This is a genomic window from Rudanella paleaurantiibacter (assembly GCF_009184635.1).
GTDB lineage: Bacteria > Bacteroidota > Bacteroidia > Cytophagales > Spirosomataceae > Rudanella > Rudanella paleaurantiibacter.
The window spans coordinates 901036-919121 of sequence record NZ_WELI01000001.1; the positions used below are offsets into that span (position 1 = coordinate 901036).

An 18086-nucleotide genomic window follows, 5' to 3' on the forward strand; every position below is an offset into this window, starting at 1 on the left:
TCAGGGCGCTGTATTTCGGCCGGTAGCCTGTCAGTACGCACGCTGTTTTTGTGAATAATCTGCCGGTAGGAATAGGAAAGTTGGCCGGTATAGGCGAATTTTCAGGACGTTTCATCCCTCAACTATGGCTTCCGTTTACCAACGTATTGCGTTTCTGCTTTTGCTTGGGTGTACTTTGGCCGTGCCCGCTAAAGCCCAGAAAGAAGTTCTATATTATCAATATCAGTTCAATCCGATGGCGATTAACCCGGCTTATGCCGGCAACCGCGAAACCATGCACCTGACGGCCATGTTTCGCCGGAAGATGTTTAATCTGGCGCAGGGGCAGGGTTTTCGGGGCGGTGGCGCATCGCCCGTGACCCAAAGCTTGGCAATTGACGGGGCTGTGGCCGATGCTAAAATTGGCTTGGGGCTGCAAGCCCTCAACGACCGGATGAGCACGTTCAGCACCACCGGAATCTACGCCAGTGCGGCTTACTGGATGAACCTGCCCAACGACGCCAGCCTATCAGTTGGGGCTACGGGTGGGGTTAGTTTTTTGCCTGTAGGTGATTTGCTCACCGTAGTCAATAAAGCGTTCCCGAGCGTCGGGTTTGGGGTGTATTACCAGTCGGACACGTTTTTTGGTGGGGTCTCTATGCCGGAGTTTATCGCCAAAGAATACCAATTGGCGGGCCGAACTCTGTTCAAGTCAGCGCGCCCCCTGTTTGTCCAACTGGGTACAAAGCTCGAACCGGTCGAAGACTTGTTGTTGTACCCCTCGGTGCTGGTCACACAGGCGCAGGGCCGCCCACTTGGCACCGATTTCAATGCCAAAGCCTGGTACCGGGAGAAGGTAGGGGTGGGGTTGTCGTACCGGCGCAACAGCCTCGGCTTTACACCGCTTAGTTATCTGCAAATTTCGGGCGAATACCAGCTCACCAACCCGATCCGGCTCGGCATTACGTACAATACCCAAACGCCCGAAGCCCCGGTCAATACGTTTCAACGGGGCGTGGTTGAGCTACTGTTTCGGTACACGCCCAATCTGGAAGGATTTACATTTTAACTTTGTAGACCGTCGTGGGTCCGTAAGGGTCACGATGGCTGTCTAATGGCCCCAACGCCTGTCAACCGTTGAAAGCGCAACACTCTCTTCACTGGATGAACGATAGCTCACCCGTACCCGCTACGATTCATAATTTGTATATCCCGAACGACTTAGAACGCGAGTTTCCCATTGCGCCGTACTTTGTGCAGACGTTTGGGGGGTACCCGAATTATATCTATTTCAGTGATGATTTTCGGCCTGCCCTGCGCGAATGGTTGTTGCTGGAGCGGCAGTTTGCACCGATCAACGCGTCGATGCGGCTCAACGAACACGGGTGGCAGGTGGCTGAGCAAATATTCCAGCATGAAAATGGGGTGTTGCTGAAGCTGGAGTTTCTGGGCGACCGATTTTGCCGGATGCAGGGTTTGTACCGTGATGAACAAACCATGCGAGCCCTGCTCGATGGGGCGTACAGCTTTAAGTACGAGCACGAGGAGAATCAGACCCACATATACCTCATTCAAAGCGGGCTTGGTGGGCTACACACCGAACGTGTCGATATAGTGCCGCCGGACATCGACGTAAATCTGCACTATAACGACGATTTTGCCCCCGTTCACGACCGGCTGCTTAATCTGCTGCAACTGCCTAAATCGAAGGGGCTGGTGCTGCTGCATGGCGAGCCGGGCACTGGCAAAACAACGTACATAAAACTGCTCAGTTCGTTGGTCAAGAAGGACATGCTCATTTTGCCGCCTTACATGACCAACTTCCTCACATCGCCCGAGTTTATTCCCTTTTTGCTGGACCACCGCGAATCGGTACTTATTATCGAAGATGCCGAGCGGATTCTGCAATCGCGCGAGGCCGGGGGCGATACCAATAGCGTATCCAATATTCTGAACCTGACGGATGGATTGCTGGCCGACTGTATGCACATCCAGGTAATTGCAACGTTCAACGCCAGTAAAAGCCTGCTCGATAAAGCCCTGTTGCGGAAAGGCCGTTTGATGGTCGACTATGCTTTTGGAAAACTTTCCGAAGACAAAGCCAACCGCTTGCTGGCTCACTTGGGCCATGACTACCGTACCGGCCAGCCTATGACACTGGCCGATATTTTCAACCTCGAAACCCAGACCGTATCCGGCGAACGTACCGACCGAGGAAAGGTGGGATTTTGACGGACAATTTCGGGTAAACCATAAACTACACACTAAAAACGGGGCTGGCGTCGGTTTACATTCCGCTGCCAGCCCCGTTTAGCTTTGTCGAAAGTAGGTCTTAGTGACCGCCTTTAGCCGGTTTTACGGCCTGATCAAAGTCGATGCCTTGCTTACGGAGTACCTGCGATACCCGGAACCCGAAGAAGAATAGATACCCGAAGCAAAGCAGGGCCACTGCGTATGAGTTGTGGATACCGATGGTGTCGGCCACTTTTCCTTGAATAACCGGAATAATAGCCCCACCGAGAATCATCATGATAAGGTAAGCCGAACCCTGATTGGTGTATTTGCCCAAACCTGCCGTGCCCAACGAGAAGATGCTGGGCCACAGCACCGAGCAGAACAGACCCCCGCTAATGAAGGCGTAGAGGGCTACGTCGCCCGTGGTGAGCAAGCCAATAAGCATGGCCAAACCACCCAGGCCGGTAAAGATCAGCAGGGTACGAACGGGCTTTTCGTCGCTGGCAAAAAATGCGCCGATTACCACCAGAACACAGATCGCGTAGGGATACATGACGCTGATGTCGGAGCCGCTGATGGCGGTTACGCCGAGTACAATTCCAAAAGCCACAAACGGCACCACAAACATCAGAATCCGCTTGGTGGTCAGGCTCAGGTCGAAGTTGGGAATCGAAGCCGTCCAGCGGCCAATCATCATACTACCCCAGAACAGCGACACAAACGGCGAAATCTGCGACGAAGTCAGGTTACGGGTTTCGGCCAGATACTCGCCGAGGTTACTGCCGATGGTCACTTCTACGCCTACATACACGAAAATAGCAATCATGCCCAGAATCAGCTGCGGGTATTTGAGTACGCCCGTGCCTACCTCTACCTCCTCGTCGTTGGTGATGCGGGGAAGTTTAGAGACCCGGAAGAAAAGAGCCAAAGCTAAAAACAAGGCCCCCACAATAAGGTAGGGCACTTTAACCGATTCAACACTGGCGTTGGCTGCGGCATCGGCGGCAATAGAACCAAAAATGGCGAGCGAAACGATCGTGGGGCCAATGGTACCCCCCAGGTTATTAACGGCACCACCGAGGTTGATGCGTTGAGCCCCGGTGGCTGGGTCGCCGAGGGCAATCATGAACGGTTGCGTGGCCGTTTGCTGGAGCGAGAAGCCCAAACCCACAATAAACAGGCCCGACAGCAGCAGCGCGTACGATTTCAGCTCGGCCGCCGGATAAAACATAAGCGTACCCACAGCCGAAATGAGCAGGCCGTAGATAATCCCGTTTTTGTAGCCGATCCGGTTCAGAATATCGGTTTTGAGGGAAGCTGATACCAGCAGGTAAATCACTGAGCCCACAAAGTAGGCCGCATAAAACGCAAAGTCGATGTACTGTGCCTGAGTCTGCGACAGACCAAACTTGGCTTTAAACAGGGGAATCAGAATGCCATTGGAGGCCGCCACAAAACTCCAGAAAAACCAGACGGTCATCAGTGTGTATAGGGCGGAGCGGTTGTCGGCCGTTGCGGGCGGCCGTTGCGTTTCGGTAATTGCGTTCATGCTTGCGTGAAAAGGATGTAAAACGACAAAAAAAAGGGGTATGTCGGCGAATATCAACTGAACCGGGAAGTTTATTCGACGGCTACCGGTTATTTGGAGGCCGACGGCCGCACCGTAAACTCCTCGAATCGGAACACCTCCTGCCGCACCACCTCAAACGTGCGGTTGAGCTGACGGCTGTTTTCGAGCTGTTTGGCGTCGGCTACGCGGGCCAGAACCCCGAGCGAGCTAGCCGCCCGAACCTGCGCAAAATTGTACCCTTTTTCGGCCGCGCTCGGAACCACCAGCGCCGACAAACCCCAGCCTGCGAGTTGTTTCTGCCCTGTCAGGTCGGTGCCGGTGCGGGTTAGGGCCGTTACTGAAGGCCGCCAGTCGGTCTGAGCATCGCGTAGTTTCAGAAAATCGACCACTACGTTGAGTTGCTTATCCGGCCGGAAACCCGACCCAAATAAGGGCGACAGGTTTTCCCAGACTTCAATCTTCACAACGGGGGCGGTTTGGCGGTCGCGCTTTTGCAGACTGGCCATGCGCGTTTGCACGCTGTCACCGTAAATTTTGGCCATAGCCGCGGGAGAGGCCCCTTTTATGCCCATTTCCGGCGACACAATACAGGTCACATAATCGTACTCGGTCGGGTTGGGGTTCGACGACATCTGCTTGACCATCATGTGCCAGCCGATGAGTTTGCCCTCGTCAACGGCGGCCTGATTGATGGCCCGCCATTCGCGTTCGACCGGGAGGGCATCCTGAATGGTCATGCCCGGAGCCAGCTTGTGGTAAATGAGGTAGGTGTACGTTTGCGGGGCCTGCGGATTCTGGGCCAGTAGGGGCGAAACGAACAGAATAGCAAAGAAGAGAAAGAGCGTAGAGCGTATCACGGTCGGGGAGTTGGTATCGTGTTAAAACCCCGTAGCTACCTCGTTTCTACTGATTGCGCCGTTTGGTTGCCCAAGGTGGGCGGTGGTGATGGTTGCGTAGAGATGTCATCTCTCCAAACGAGATGACATCTCTACACGCCCTAATTCGCTTTAAACCTATTTACTTGATATACCGGAAATCCTCGTTGCCTTTCAGGCTGAGCAGTACTTCGTACATCAGTTTGATAACATTGTCCACGTCGTCTTTATGAACGGTTTCGACGGTGGTGTGCATATACTTGAGGGGCAACGAAATCAGCGCTGAGGCCACGCCCTCGGCTGCATACGCAAAGGCGTCGGTATCGGTGCCCGTCGACCGGCTGACGGCCTGTCGCTGGAACTTGATTTCGTTCTGCTGGGCCACCTCAATCATAAAATCGAGTACGTTGTTTTGAACAGCCGGGCCGTAGCAGAGCACTGGGCCATCGCCACATTTGAGGTCACCCTGCTCTTTTTTGTCGTACTTCGGCGACTGCGTATCGTGCGTCACGTCGGTACAGATAGCGAGGTCGGGTTTGAGCCGCCGGGCAATCATTTCGGCTCCGCGCAGGCCAATTTCTTCCTGCACCGCGTTCACAATGTACAGCGTGAAGGGCAGCTCCACGTTGTTTTCTTTGAGCAACCGGGCCACCTCGGCAATCATGAAGCCCCCCATGCGGTTGTCCAGGGCGCGACCCACGTAGTAGCGGTTGTTCATTTCGGTCAGCCCATCGACAAACGTGCAGACGGTGCCCACGTGAATGCCCATTTCTTCGACCTCGGCCTTGGTAGCAGCTCCTACATCAATGAAGAGTTCTTTTACCTGCGGAGCGGTGTCTTTCGCCAGGTCGCGCACGTGAATGGCCGGCCAGCCGAAAACGCCCTGAACGACACCTTTTTTGGTGTGCAGATTCACGCGCATTGATGGGGCAATGAGGGCATCGGAACCACCATTCCGCCGAACGTAGAGATAGCCGTCGTCGGAGATGTAATTCACAAACCACGAAATCTCGTCGGAGTGGGCTTCAATCACCACTTTGTAGGCCTTACCAGGCCCTATAATACCTACTGCGGTGCCGTAGGTATCCACCAGATACTCGTCGATATAGGGCTTGAGGTAGTTCAGCCAGATCTGCTGTCCCGACGATTCGAAGCCGGTTGGGGAGGCATTATTGAGGTACTCGTACAGGAATGCTTTGCTTTGTTCGGTCATTGTGGGGTACTGAAATATGGGTCTAAAAATGCATTAAGTGCTTTTCCATAGCGGTAAACAAAATTGGCAACGAGCCCGCCCTTGGTAGGCCGACCCGTTGCCAAATGAACGAAAAAAACGGCAAATCGTTACCGGGTGCCGAACTTATACACCGTGGTCGAGCGGTACGTCTCGCCGGGGTTCAGCGTTGTTGTCGGGAAGTTGGGGTGGTTGGGTGAGTCCGGAAAATGCTGGGTTTCGAGGCAGAGTCCAAACCGGCGCGTGTACGGAACTCCCTCTTTTCCCTGCAACTTACCGTTGAGGTGGTTAGCCGTGTACAACTGCACGCCCGGCTCCGTCGTGTACATCTCCATCACCCGTCCGCTCACGGGCTCATACACCACGGCCCCAAGCCGAAGCTTGTTGGAGGGGTCGGTAAATACCCAGCAGTGGTCGTAGCCGAACCCGTTGCGAATCTGCACATCGGTGGTGTCGTTGATGCGGGCACCAATCGGCGTCGACTGGCGGAAATCGAACGGAGTACCAGCCACCGACCGCAATTCGCCCGTCGGAATCTGCGCCTTGTCGGTGGGCAGAAACTTGTCGGCGTTGATAACGACCTCGTGGCCCAGCACATCGCGCTTCATGCCGCTCAGGTTAAAGTACGCGTGGTTAGTCATATTCACTACCGTGGGCTTGTCGGTAGTGGCCCGGTAGTCGATTCGGAGGGCGTTGTCTTTTTGCAGCGTGTAGGTCACCTCCACCGCCAGCGTGCCGGGGTAGTTTTCTTCTCCATCGGGCGAGGTGTATTGCAGTTTCAGGGCGGGCTCGGTGCCGTCGACAGGGGTGGCGGCCCACAGCTTTTTGTCGAAACCAACCCGGCCACCGTGAATATGATTGCCCCCGCTGTTCACGGCCAACTGGTATTCCTGCCCGTTGAGCGTGAATTTGCCTTTGGCAATCCGGTTGCCAAAACGCCCGATGATAGGCCCAAAGCTGGGTGTCCCTTTCACGTAATCGGCCAAGGTAGGCACCCCGAGCGTTACGGGGTCGTACTTGCCGGTCCGGTCGGTCGTCATCACCGACACAATGTATCCGCCGTAATTCGTAATCTGCACCTCCATGCCGGTTCGGTTGCGGAGGGTAAACAAGTGGACATCGCGGCCGTCGGGGAGTTGGCCAAAAACGGTTTTCTGGATACCGGCTTTAGGCGGGGTAGCCTCGGCTGGGGGAGTGGGAGGAAGTAGGCTCATGGCGGCAAGTGACAAAAACAGTAGGGCTTTCATAACAAACAGGTAAGGGGAGACAGGGCCGAATTGGCTCGGCAAGGTCGGAACCACTGTACAACGAAGCCCGGCGCGTGTAATTTCTAACCGGTTTGAGGTTGCCGGAAGCGCATGGCAATAGCCTGGACATAAAAAAGCCGGTTAAGACCGGGGTGTTACCCTCCTGCTTAACCGGACCCTACTCCTACAAGATATTTAAGAACCTGTTACACCACGGCGAGCAACGGAATGTCGGTCAAACGAGCCACGCGTTGGGTTTCACCAGCACCCAATAACCGGGCAAACCAGCTGTGTTCCTGCGGCAGCATCATGATCAGATCGGCTTTTTGAGCGCGCGCAAACGACAGAATGGCTTCATACACGTTTTCGGCCGATTCAATCGTGAGCGTATGCGGCTGCCCGGCAGTCAGGCGTCGGATGTGCTCGGCCCGTTTTTTGGTTTCCTCGTCGTCAGGTTTGTCGTTGACACACAAAATATTAACCACCGCTCCAAACGTCCGGGCAAAGCGCAGGGCTGCATCGAGCGCAATAGCATTGGTGGTGCCGGCCAGGTCGATAGCCAGCGCAACGTTGTCGATGCCACCGTACTGAGCCGAAGGCGGAATCAGCAGCAGAGGTACATCGGTTTCGCCGACCATATCGGTGGCTACACTGCCCATGACCTGCGCCGATTGCGGGGCTGTACCCACGGTCGAAAGCACCAGCAGATCGGCTTTTTCGTCGTGCGCGACGGCCAGAATAGCCTCGCGGGTACCCCCTTCTTTCGCAATCGCCCGAATATGAATGTGGGCGTTTTCGGGGGTGCGGAGCTTCTCGCCCAGCTTTTTCAGGGCGCGGAGGCTCTCTTCGCGGGCTTCCGTGATACTCAGCGGAAAATCACCCGCTTTAATGGGGTTTTCGGGAAACAGCTGGTAGGCATTCACCAGTACCAGCTGGGCATTATGGGCCTGCGCCATCTGGAGGGCAAACCGGGCCGCCCGTTCGGCATTGTCGGAAAAGTCGGTGGCTAGAACAATGGTCTTCATATACTATGCTTAGAGTATGTTGACCAAAATTAAAGCAAGATGAATGAGTAAACTAACCCCGAACGACGGAAAGATATACTTCACGTGCATAGCGCCCAGAATAGGAACCAGCACGAGCAGAAAGCTCAGATTGCCCACCAGCAGTTGCCAGTCGCTGCCGTTGAAATAAAACATTGTAATCAGCAGGGCCGGGGTCAGAATACAACCCTGAAACATCAGGGCCGAAGCCGCCCAACCAATGCGGTTGAACTCTGCTTTTTCAACGAAGGCGTTGTAGGCGGCCATCAGTCCATTGGAGGTAGCCGATGATGAAGTCGAAACGGAGTGTGATAACGTTGCCATGTCTGTATTGCGTTGTGATTGCGTCTGATTGACACTACAAAACAAGCATCTGGTGGGTCGGCACTACATGACCGTTCTCAGCTCAAAACCTGATTTATCACCAGAATGAAGCGGGTATCTGTGGCTGGGCGATACGGCGCCAACGCGTAATAATTGTCGGGGGCAAAAGGGTAGTTTGGGTCGTCTGTCGCTTTGTACCTGTGACTGCTCAAATCTCCAAAACTGTATGAAACGTTGGCTCACGCTGATGGCTCTGTTAGCCCATAGTTACGTCTATGCACAGAGTACCCTGTCGCACGGCCCCCTGCGGGTGTCTGATAATAGCCGGTATCTGGTTCACCGCGATGGCACGCCTTTTTTCTGGCTGGGCGATACCGCCTGGGAACTGTTTCACCGGCTCAACCGCGACGAGGCCGAGCGCTATTTCAAACGCCGGGCCGAACAGGGCTTTACCGTGATTCAGGCCGTGGCTCTGGCTGAAATCGACGGGCTGAACGACCCCAATGCGCTGGGCGACAAGCCGCTGATTGATAACGACCCCACCAAACCCAACGAAGCCTATTTCAAACACGTTGACTACCTCATTGAGCGGGCTGCGGCCAATGGGCTCGTGATTGGTCTGTTGCCAACCTGGGGCGACAAACTGTTTAAAGCGGGCTGGGGCGTAGGCCCCGAGATATTCAATGTGCAAAATGCCCGGGTCTACGGTCGCTGGATTGGCAATCGGTATAAAGACCGGCCCAACATTGTCTGGATTCTGGGGGGCGACCGTACCCCCCGCGATAACTCCGACGATGTGGCCGTTTGGCGGGCTATGGCCGATGGTCTGATCGAGGGCGTGGGTGGGCACGACAAGGCGCTCGTGAGTTTCCACCCGCAGCCCAACGCCCTCGAGATGGGGGGCTCGTCGCACTGGTTTCATACCGACCCGTGGCTCGACTTTAACATGCTTCAGAACGGCCACTGCCGCGATACCCCTACCTACGACAAAATTACGTTCGTCTACAACCGCACGCCCGCAAAGCCGGTGATGGATGCCGAACCGATTTACGAAGACCATCCCGTTTGCTTCAACGTCAACGACCTGGGCCTGTCAAACGCCTACGACGTGCGCAAGTACGCGTACCTCGACCTGTTTGCGGGCGCACACGGGCATACGTACGGTTGCCATGATGTATGGCAGATGTATGCGCCTAACCGGAAGGCGATCAACGGCGCCCGGATTCCGTGGGATGAGGCCCTCAACCTACCCGCAGCTAACCAGATGCGGTTTGTACGGCAACTGATGGCCTCGCGCCCTGTGCTCGACCGGGTGCCCGACCAGTCGCTGATTCAGGAGGCAAACTACGGCCCCGCCGACCGGATTCAGGCCACACGCGGTAAAGATTACGCCTTTGTGTACACCGCGGCTGGTCGGTCGTTTACGGTGCAGGCAGGTAAACTGACGGGGGGGCAATGGGTGGCCAACTGGTACGATCCACGCAAGGGCGAAACCAAACCGGCGGGCGTGTTTGCCAACAAGGGCCCTCAGAAGTTTACCCCGCCCAGCAGTGGCTACGGACAAGACTGGGTGCTGATTCTCGACGAAGCCGCCCGGAACTACCCCATGCCCCGCCCCCAATAGCCCGTATAGGGTCATCGCGAGTACTATTCATTATGGAGTGATTTAACCACTAAGTCACTCATTAACGTAAGTGAATGTAAAATGCACAATGAATAATTGAGTTGCGTTGACAATCAGCCATTTCACTGTACATTTTTCACTGTTCATTATACATTTAATTTTGCTTCACTACCTAATGAAACCCATTGTTCAAATTTCACTGGACTTAACCAACATCGACGAGGCTCTCGAAACGGCTGCATTGGCTATGCGGGCCGGGGTCGACTGGCTCGAAGCAGGTACCCCACTTATTCTGGCCGAGGGCCTGCACGGGGTTCGCAAACTACGCGAAGCGTTTCCGGGCGTGCCCATTGTGGCCGACCTCAAAACGATGGACGGCGGCTACCTCGAAGCCGAAATGATGGCCAAAGCGGGGGCTACCCACGTGGTGGTAATGGCCCGCGCTCATGCCGAAACCATTAAGTGCGTGGTGCAGGCCGGGCGTGATTTTGGCGTGAAGGTTATGGGCGACAATATGGTATGCCCCGACATGGTGGAGGGCGCCAAATGGCTCGAAGACCTCGGCTGCGACTATGTGATTCACCATATCGGTTACGACGAACGGCGCGGTATAGCGGCCGCTGGTCACCGAATGCCCAGCCCGCTCGACCAACTCCGAGAGGTGGTACAGGCCGTGCGGGTGCCGGTACAGGCCGTGGGGGGGCTTACCCTCGAACAGGCCATCCGGTGCCCTGAGTTTGGGGCTCCGCTTGTGGTACTGGGCGCACCGCTCACCATTGATGCCGACGCCTTTAAAACGGCCGACGGGGACCTGGAAAGCTCACTCCGGCTCATTTGCGAAAAAATACACGCTTACGGCGATGTAGCGGTTGGTCAGGCTTAATTTTCTCGATTCATGAAATCAGCAGCAGTTGTTAACTACGCTCCCGAACGCGGTTCGGTTGAAATCCGCGAACTCGATTGCCCCACCATTGGCGATGACGATGTATTGCTCGAAGTGGCCGCTGTGGGCGTTTGCGGCAGTGACCTCCATCAGTGGACCGCCGACCATAGCTGGCCGGTCAATTACCCCGTTGTGCTGGGGCACGAGTTTGGCGGTCACATTATTCAGTTAGGTAAGCGGGTGGTAGGCTGGCAGGAAGGCGACCGGGTGGTGAGCGAAACAGCCGCCATCATCGACCCCAACAACCCCATGTCGCGGCAGGGGCTGTACAACCTCGACCCAACCCGCAAAGGGTTTGGCTACGGGGTCAACGGGGCCATGACCCGGTACGTGCGGGTGCCGGCCCGGTGTCTGCACCGCGTACCCGATTCGCTCCCGTTTGAGCAGGCTTGCCTGACCGAGCCTTGTTGCGTGGCTTTCAATGCCGTCGTTGAAAATACCCGGCTCAAACCCGGCGACCGGGTGCTGGTGCTGGGACCCGGCACCATCGGGATTCTGTGCGCGGCTATGGCCCGGTTGTGCGGGGCCGAGGTAGCCGTGGTGGGTCTCGAAGCCGACCGGCACCGGCTGGATATTGCCCGGCAGTACGGCTGCGAAGCTATCGTAGGCGACGCGACGGCCTGGGCCCGGCAGCGCGACGGCCTCGGTGCCGATGTGGTTATCGACGCGGCTGGGGTGAGTGCTACTCTGCAAGCAGCCCTGCAACTGGTGCGGCCCAACGGCCATATCACCAAAGTAGGGTGGGGGCCGCAACCACTCGGTTTCTCACTTGACCCGCTGGTGCAGAAAAACGTGACCCTACAAGGCAGTTTCAGCCATAACTGGCCTATCTGGGAGCGGGTTCTTGCCCTGCTTACTAGCGGGCAGCTCGACGTGCGGCCCATTATCGGTGGGGTTTGGTCCGTAACCGATTGGCACGAAGCCTTCGAGCAAATGCACACGGGTGCCGTGGTCAAAAGTGTGCTGAAACCTGTGTAAACGGGCTTTGGGTTGGGTGTTAAGTGAATGAATAATGTAAAATGTATAATGAACAATTGTATTACCTACTGACAATTAGCCATCTTATTGTACATTTTACACTATTCATTTTACATTTAATTCTGTCTGACTACTTAGATTGTGAATCTGATACCAACTAAAAGCCATAAACCCAAAATCATAAACGTACTCCCGTATGCGATTAGCCGGTAAAGTAATTCTGGTAACGGGCAGTTGCACCGGTATCGGAAAAGCGATTGCCCAACGGTGCGTAGCTGAGGGCGCGCGCGTGCTGATTCATGGTCTGGAATCTGATTGGGGCGAGGCTCTGGTGCAGGAACTCGGCCCCGACAAGGCCGTATTTGCCCATGCCGACCTGGCTCATGCCGAAACGCCCAATCAACTGGTTGACCTCGTGTTGCAAACGTTCGGGCGGCTCGATGCCGTGGTGAACAATGCGGCTATGGTGGTATCGTCTAACATACAAACCACCGATTTGGCTTTTTTCCGGCGGGTGCTCGACGTGAATACTGTAGCGCCTTTCGCGCTTATTCAGGCGGCTTTGCCCCACCTCACCAAAACCAACGGTTGTGTGCTGAATATCGGCTCGGTCAATGCGTGGAGTGGTGAGCCTAACCTACTGGCGTACAGTGTGTCGAAGGGGGCGCTGATGACCCTTACCCGTAACCTCGGCGATACCTTGTTTCGGGAGTTTGGCGTGCGGGTCAACCAGATAAATCCGGGTTGGGTCCTGACCGAGAATGAAGCCCAACGCAAACAGGAGCAGGGGCAGCCATCCAACTGGTACGAAACAGTTTCGCCCCTGATTGCGCCTGCGGGCCGGATTTTGTGGCCCGCCGAAATGGCAGCGGCCGCTGTGTACTGGCTCTCCGACGAGAGTGGCCCCATTAGCGGTCAGGTTGTCGATTTGGAGCAATACCCGCTGATTGGGCGTAATCCGCCAAAGCACTGAAGAGATTGAATTACGATAGCTGGTCGAATAGTTGCCCGTATCAACTCATAGGCACTGTTTCACTCTGTATCGTACTCAGTTTTTATTCGCCAATTCACCAATTCGCTCATTCACTCATTATAGTAATAGTATGCCTCAATTAGCTGCCTTCCCGAAAGCTTTCATGCAGCAACTTTGTAAAGACGGCACCATGCGCCTGTCGGAGTGGATAGACCTGGCTTGTCGGCTCGATATTGACGGGCTGGAGTGGTACGCCGGTTTTCTGGAAATGGCCGACGAATCGGCCTGGCCGGGTTTTCGCCAACAGGTCGAAGACTACGGTAAAGTGATTCCGATGATGTGCTGCTCGCCCGATTTTACGCACCCCGACGCCCGGTTTCGGCAAACCGAAATCGAGAAGCAAAAACGCTGGATTGATATGACAGCCGCCCTCGGGGGGGGCTACTGCCGGGTGCTGTCGGGGCAGCGCCGACCCGAACTGACCCTCGATGAAGGGGTCAAATTAGCCGCCGATTGCATCGAAGCCTGTTTGCCCTACGCCCGTGAGCGCGGCATCACGCTCATTATCGAAAATCACTACAAAGACGATTTCTGGGAGTACCCGGAGTTTGCCCAGAAAATGGACGTATTCTGCCAACTCGTCGACCGGATTCAGGCGCCCGGCTTCGGGGTTAATTATGACCCCAGCAACACCTATCTGGCCGGCGAAGATCCCCTCGAATTGCTGTACCGGGTGTCGGGTCGGGTGGTGACTATGCACGCCAGCGACCGCTATCTCATCGAGGGAACCATTGACGATTTGCGCCGGGAGGAAGGCGGTTCGGCGGGGTACGCCCGGCGGTTGCGGCACGGCGAAATTGGCAAAGGACTAAACGATTACGACGCCATTTTTACCGAACTCAAACGGGTGGGTTTCGATGGCTGGATCAGCATTGAAGATGGCGTAGAAGGCATGGCCCAGCTCGAACGGAGTGTCGCGTTTCTGCGCCGGAAAATGGCCGAGTACTGGCCAGAATAGAGAATGAGGCCTGTTGCTAAGTGAGTCTGATTTATCCAAAAGCTACCAAACCCCGTCACCTTGTATGCGATTCCGTCCGTTACAAACCCTTTCGCTGAGTGTTCTGGTTAGCATAGCCGCGCTCGCCCAAACCACGCCTGTTGCCAACCGGGCTCCGCTGGCCCCAACTCCGTACACCGAGCTCCCGCTGGGCTCTATCAGGCCGACGGGCTGGCTCCTTACCCAGCTCGAAACCATGAATCAGGGCAGTACAGGGCATCTGGACGAGTATTACCCCAAAATCAAGAATGACAATGGCTGGCTCGGCGGTAAAGGCGATGGCTGGGAAGAAACCCCTTACTGGCTCGATGGGGCCGTGCCACTGGCGTACCTGCTCGATGACCCCACGCTGAAGGCTAAGGTGCTGAAGTACATCAACTGGACTCTCGACAATCAGCGACCGAGTGGCTATTTTGGCCCAACCACCAAGTACGAACGCGAAACGGGCAAGCCCGTTGTTTCGGGGGAACAGGGCGACGACTGGTGGCCTAAAATGATTATGCTCAAGGTGTTGCAGCAGTACTACAGCGCCACCGCCGACCCCCGCGTGATTCCGTTCATGACCCGATATTTCCGGTATCAGCACGAGCATCTGGCTAAAAACCCGCTGGTGAAATGGACCGAATGGGCACAGGCTCGCGGGGGCGACAATCTGATGCTGGTGTACTGGCTCTACAACCGCACCGGCGACAAGTTTCTGCTCGATTTGGGTGAGCAACTCCGCACGCAGACAACCCCCTGGACCCGTTATTTTGGCGAGCGCAACTGGGTGATGCAGGCCGCAGCCCAGCAAAATGGGCAGCAATGGATGGACCGCCATGCCGTAAACGTGGGAATGGGTCTCAAGTTGCCCGTGATTGAGTACCATGGCAAGCGCGACACCAAACAGTTGGAAGCGTTCAAAACGGGCTGGTCGGATTTGATGTTGCTGCACGGCCTGCCCCACGGCATGTTTTCGGGCGATGAAGACCTGCACGGTAACGACCCGGTGCAGGGGGTAGAACTCTGTGCCATTGTCGAAGCCATGTTTTCGCTCGAACAGGCTATTGCCATTGCGGGCGACGTGACCTACATGGACGCCCTCGAACGTATGACCTATAACGCTCTTCCTACCCAAACTACCGACGACTACAACAGCCGACAGTATTACCAGACGGCCAATCAGGTAGAGGTAGCGCGGGGTGTTTATAATTTCTCGTTACCCTTTACGCGGGGCATGAACCACGTATTTGGGCCGTATGCGGGCTATACCTGCTGCACGGCCAACATGCATCAGGGCTGGACCAAGTTTGCCGCGCACCTCTGGTACGGTACCAACGGCGGTTTGGCCGCTGTCGAGTACGCGCCGTCGGTGCTGAAAACGAACGTGGCGGGCACCCTCGTGACCATCACGCAGGAGACCGCCTACCCATTTGGCGAAACGGTCGCTTTCACAATGGATATGGCGAAACCGGCGGCTTTCCCGCTCGAATTCAGGGTGCCGGGCTGGTGCTCTGAGGGTACGCTGACGCTCAATGGGCAACCGTTGAGTACGGGCAAAGGGGGGGCTATGTTGCGGGTACAACGCAGTTGGAAACCCGGCGACCGACTCATGCTCACCCTACCCATGCGCGTAACCACCTCTAACTGGGCCAAAAACTCGCGGGCTGTTGAACGGGGCCCACTGGTGTACGCCCTTAAAATTCCGGCCGACTGGACCCAGAAAGAGCTGAAGGAAGAAGGCATCTACTACGAGATTAAACCCAAACCCGACGCCCGCTGGAACGTGGGTCTGTCGCTGAATGTGGTCAAAGACCCGGTGGCCAATACAACGGTCACCGTGCGTAATGCGGCTCCTACAGGGTTTGTCTGGAATGAAGCCAACGCCCCCGTCGAAATACGAGCCAAAGGGCGCGAGATTCCCGGCTGGAAGCTGGTCAACGGCGTTGCGCACCAGCCGATCTCTACGCGTGAGGGCTTTTACCGGGGCGAGGTAAACCCGCAGGAGGAAGAAATTACGCTTATTCCGTACGGGTGTACCAAGTTGCGGGTGGTGGCGTTTCCGGTGGTTCGGTAGGGGTTAGTTTGTCCAGCGGAGGCCAGCCTGCCAGCCAATCCAGCTTGTCCAGTTCCGATTGCTGAACGTCAGCTGGTCAACGGCGGGGCTGTCAGAAATGAGCAACCGGGTGTTTTGCAATGGGTTGGTGGCGTTGCTAAGATGGTAAAACACCACCGACGGCCCGGCCGCGAGTGCCAGCCGACCGAAGCGTTTTTCGAGGGTAGGGGTGCCCCGCAGCAGCAGGGCGGGCTTCCAGTTGTCGAAAAGGACTTCGGTACGGCTGTTCCAGACCGCATGACTGCTAACATCGACACTAACCAGCCAGGTCCGGCCCAGCCCAAAGGCCGTGCCTACGCCGTAGCCAGCCTGCCAAACTGGTGAGCCGGTCAGGTCCATGGGTTTGGCCCCCACGGTGAGCAGGTTGTAAAACCGCCGAACGCCCGTTCGGTAGCTGAGGTTGACCGGAAACGTTTCGTTGGCACTCACCTCGAACCGCCGGAAACCATTTTGCCGGACAAAACTCAGCAGCCCAATCGGTACGCTGCCCGACGAGTCGGCTACGTTGATGGGGGCAATCTGAACCCCGCGCCTGACCACTCGGGCGTGATTGATAAACCCGGCTACCTGAAGGCCATTGCTCAGGTCGCGGGTGCGGTTCGAGAAGCCGGCCAGCTGAATCACTCGGTTGGCATCGCCCTCGGTTTTGTTGGCCCACCCGGCTGCTTGCAGGCTATGCGTAGCTTTGCCCCGAACAAGGTTCAGAAAACCAGCCAGTTGCAGGCCGCTTACATTGCCCCGGACCCCGTTCATGAACCCGGCTGCCTGCCCACCTTCTACGTCGCCTTTCGTTTGGTTTAGAAAGCCCGCACTCTGAAAACCGTACACGTTGTGCCCTACAAAGTTGGCAAAGCCGGCCAGCTGCACGCCCTGTACGTTGCCCCGGATATGGTTCATAAATCCGCCTACTTCGATACCCGTAACCCCCAGTGCTGTCCCCGAAAACAGGTTGATAGATAGGTGGTTAATGACGTGGTTACTCAGCCGATGATTACTGCCGATATAGGGCAGGAGCGAAATCTGAAACGGTCGGTAAAGCGTGTCGGCGTCGAGGTTTTGGCGGTGAATAATCTGCCGGGCCACTTCATACGCCCGTTCGAGCGAGCGCAGGGTTTGGTCCCAGCCCGTTCGGCGGTTGGTATCGCTGACCGAGTCGGCGGGGGGCGGTGGCAGGGTCGGGGCCCGGTTGGCGAGGTCGGTGGGGGTGGTGTCGGCCGCAACGGGCGGCTGTCGGGTGGCTATCGGAGCGGGGGGCGGTGGCGTGTTGTTGGCGGCTACGGTAGCCGGAGCCGGTGGGGTGGGCAGAGGCCGCAACCGAACATCCACCGTGCGCGACTGCCGCGCCCCCAGCGTGACCGATTCCCCGGCGTACAGCCGTTTCCGAACTTCAACGCGGGCGTTGGTGGGCAGGTCACGGGCCAGTTTGAGCCGGTAGTAGCCGTACGGATTACTCACGGTCGATGCCAGCGAGGTGCGTTCGTACACACTCGCGGCACCAATGCGGTTGCCCGTTTGCTCGTCAATGATGTATCCGTCCAGAAAAAAATGCGACGGCTCCTTCCGCGTTTCGCCTTCGCCCAGCAGCAGCACATGGTTGCCCCGTACTTTCCAACTGACCGTCTGCCCGTCGAACAACCGACCCAATACTACCCGCACCGGTTGCTTGCTGAGCCGGAGGGTAACTGTCCGGGTATCGTTGACCACGGCTGGGTTGTACGAGAAACCAAAATTGGCTTGTTGTGACATCGCCCGCAGCACGTCGGCGAGCCGTTCGTTGCGGGCATCAACCGACACCAGCCGGTCGAGGGGTGAGGCCGGTTGCGCCCCGGCCGGATAGACAATTCGGACAAGAAAAAAGAAGAAGACCAAGCGTACCATACTACAAAGAGCGGTGAGGCCAACCCGACACGTA

At 56.4% G+C, this 18086-nt stretch carries 15 protein-coding genes; 8 read left to right on the forward strand and 7 right to left on the reverse strand.

Annotated elements, in window-relative coordinates; translation table 11 throughout:
* The first annotated feature begins 124 nt into the window (after positions 1-124).
* Both F5984_RS03485 and F5984_RS03490 read left to right on the forward strand, forming a co-directional pair.
* Complete coding sequence (locus F5984_RS03485) at positions 125-1048, forward strand: PorP/SprF family type IX secretion system membrane protein (protein WP_152122799.1); 924 nt, start codon at positions 125-127, stop codon at positions 1046-1048.
* 95 nt (positions 1049-1143) lie between these two features.
* Entirely contained in the window at positions 1144-2211 is a 1068-nt protein-coding gene (locus tag F5984_RS03490; protein ID WP_152123152.1) for an AAA family ATPase, read from the forward strand.
* A gap of 100 nt (positions 2212-2311) precedes the next feature.
* Here F5984_RS03490 and F5984_RS03495 read toward each other — a convergent pair whose 3' ends face one another.
* From F5984_RS03495 to F5984_RS03520, 6 genes are all read right to left on the reverse strand, one after another.
* The gene (locus tag F5984_RS03495; RefSeq protein WP_152122801.1) at positions 2312-3763 is read right to left on the reverse strand and encodes an MFS transporter; all 1452 of its coding nucleotides are present in this window, start codon (positions 3761-3763) and stop codon (positions 2312-2314) included.
* An 89-nt stretch (positions 3764-3852) separates the two neighbouring features.
* On the reverse strand, positions 3853-4641 hold the full coding sequence (locus tag F5984_RS03500) for a hypothetical protein (protein ID WP_152122803.1): 789 nt from the start codon (positions 4639-4641) through the stop codon (positions 3853-3855).
* A gap of 160 nt (positions 4642-4801) precedes the next feature.
* Positions 4802-5872, reverse strand: coding sequence for a M42 family metallopeptidase (locus F5984_RS03505; protein ID WP_152122805.1), 1071 nt, complete (start codon positions 5870-5872; stop codon positions 4802-4804).
* Between the two features lie 128 nt (positions 5873-6000).
* Positions 6001-7104: an aldose epimerase family protein gene (locus F5984_RS03510; protein ID WP_152122807.1), complete on the reverse strand. Its 1104-nt coding sequence runs from the start codon at positions 7102-7104 to the stop codon at positions 6001-6003.
* A gap of 239 nt (positions 7105-7343) precedes the next feature.
* Positions 7344-8162 (reverse strand): universal stress protein, encoded by an 819-nt coding sequence (locus tag F5984_RS03515; protein WP_152122810.1) that lies wholly within the window; start codon positions 8160-8162, stop codon positions 7344-7346.
* 9 nt (positions 8163-8171) lie between these two features.
* Entirely contained in the window at positions 8172-8504 is a 333-nt protein-coding gene (locus F5984_RS03520; RefSeq protein WP_246168799.1) for a hypothetical protein, read from the reverse strand.
* Between the two features lie 226 nt (positions 8505-8730).
* Here F5984_RS03520 and F5984_RS03525 point away from each other — a divergent pair, with 226 nt between their 5' ends.
* The 6 genes from F5984_RS03525 (at position 8731) to F5984_RS03550 (ending at position 16135) form a co-directional block, all read left to right on the forward strand.
* Entirely contained in the window at positions 8731-10128 is a 1398-nt protein-coding gene (locus F5984_RS03525; protein WP_152122812.1) for a glycoside hydrolase family 140 protein, read from the forward strand.
* A 175-nt stretch (positions 10129-10303) separates the two neighbouring features.
* Complete coding sequence (locus F5984_RS03530) at positions 10304-11011, forward strand: orotidine 5'-phosphate decarboxylase / HUMPS family protein (protein ID WP_019987460.1); 708 nt, start codon at positions 10304-10306, stop codon at positions 11009-11011.
* 12 nt (positions 11012-11023) lie between these two features.
* Complete coding sequence (locus F5984_RS03535; protein WP_152122814.1) at positions 11024-12049, forward strand: zinc-binding dehydrogenase; 1026 nt, start codon at positions 11024-11026, stop codon at positions 12047-12049.
* 196 nt (positions 12050-12245) lie between these two features.
* A complete protein-coding gene (locus tag F5984_RS03540) occupies positions 12246-13022 on the forward strand; it encodes an SDR family NAD(P)-dependent oxidoreductase (RefSeq protein WP_152122816.1) in 777 nt (258 codons plus the stop codon).
* Positions 13023-13152: 130 nt separating this feature from the next.
* The gene (locus tag F5984_RS03545; protein WP_152122818.1) at positions 13153-14040 is read left to right on the forward strand and encodes a sugar phosphate isomerase/epimerase family protein; all 888 of its coding nucleotides are present in this window, start codon (positions 13153-13155) and stop codon (positions 14038-14040) included.
* A gap of 64 nt (positions 14041-14104) precedes the next feature.
* On the forward strand, positions 14105-16135 hold the full coding sequence (locus tag F5984_RS03550; RefSeq protein WP_152122820.1) for a beta-L-arabinofuranosidase domain-containing protein: 2031 nt from the start codon (positions 14105-14107) through the stop codon (positions 16133-16135).
* 3 nt (positions 16136-16138) lie between these two features.
* On the opposite strand, the gene F5984_RS03555 is transcribed toward F5984_RS03550, so the two are convergent.
* The gene (locus F5984_RS03555) at positions 16139-18052 is read right to left on the reverse strand and encodes an STN domain-containing protein (RefSeq protein WP_152122822.1); all 1914 of its coding nucleotides are present in this window, start codon (positions 18050-18052) and stop codon (positions 16139-16141) included.
* Positions 18053-18086: the final 34 nt, after the last annotated feature.

Excerpts from the sequence above, each read along its gene's own strand:
- F5984_RS03485 (WP_152122799.1), top strand. The coding sequence starts at position 125 with ATGGCTTCCGTTTACCAACGTATTGCGTTTCTGCTTTTGCTTGGGTGT.
- F5984_RS03490 (WP_152123152.1), top strand. The coding sequence starts at position 1,144 with ATGAACGATAGCTCACCCGTACCCGCTACGATTCATAATTTGTATATC.
- F5984_RS03495 (WP_152122801.1), bottom strand. The coding sequence starts at position 3,763 with ATGAACGCAATTACCGAAACGCAACGGCCGCCCGCAACGGCCGACAAC.
- F5984_RS03505 (WP_152122805.1), bottom strand. The coding sequence starts at position 5,872 with ATGACCGAACAAAGCAAAGCATTCCTGTACGAGTACCTCAATAATGCC.
- F5984_RS03510 (WP_152122807.1), bottom strand. The coding sequence starts at position 7,104 with ATGAGCCTACTTCCTCCCACTCCCCCAGCCGAGGCTACCCCGCCTAAA.
- F5984_RS03515 (WP_152122810.1), bottom strand. The coding sequence starts at position 8,162 with ATGAAGACCATTGTTCTAGCCACCGACTTTTCCGACAATGCCGAACGG.
- F5984_RS03520 (WP_246168799.1), bottom strand. The coding sequence starts at position 8,504 with ATGGCAACGTTATCACACTCCGTTTCGACTTCATCATCGGCTACCTCC.
- F5984_RS03525 (WP_152122812.1), top strand. The coding sequence starts at position 8,731 with ATGAAACGTTGGCTCACGCTGATGGCTCTGTTAGCCCATAGTTACGTC.
- F5984_RS03530 (WP_019987460.1), top strand. The coding sequence starts at position 10,304 with ATGAAACCCATTGTTCAAATTTCACTGGACTTAACCAACATCGACGAG.
- F5984_RS03535 (WP_152122814.1), top strand. The coding sequence starts at position 11,024 with ATGAAATCAGCAGCAGTTGTTAACTACGCTCCCGAACGCGGTTCGGTT.
- F5984_RS03540 (WP_152122816.1), top strand. The coding sequence starts at position 12,246 with ATGCGATTAGCCGGTAAAGTAATTCTGGTAACGGGCAGTTGCACCGGT.
- F5984_RS03545 (WP_152122818.1), top strand. The coding sequence starts at position 13,153 with ATGCCTCAATTAGCTGCCTTCCCGAAAGCTTTCATGCAGCAACTTTGT.
- F5984_RS03550 (WP_152122820.1), top strand. The coding sequence starts at position 14,105 with ATGCGATTCCGTCCGTTACAAACCCTTTCGCTGAGTGTTCTGGTTAGC.
- F5984_RS03555 (WP_152122822.1), bottom strand. The coding sequence starts at position 18,052 with ATGGTACGCTTGGTCTTCTTCTTTTTTCTTGTCCGAATTGTCTATCCG.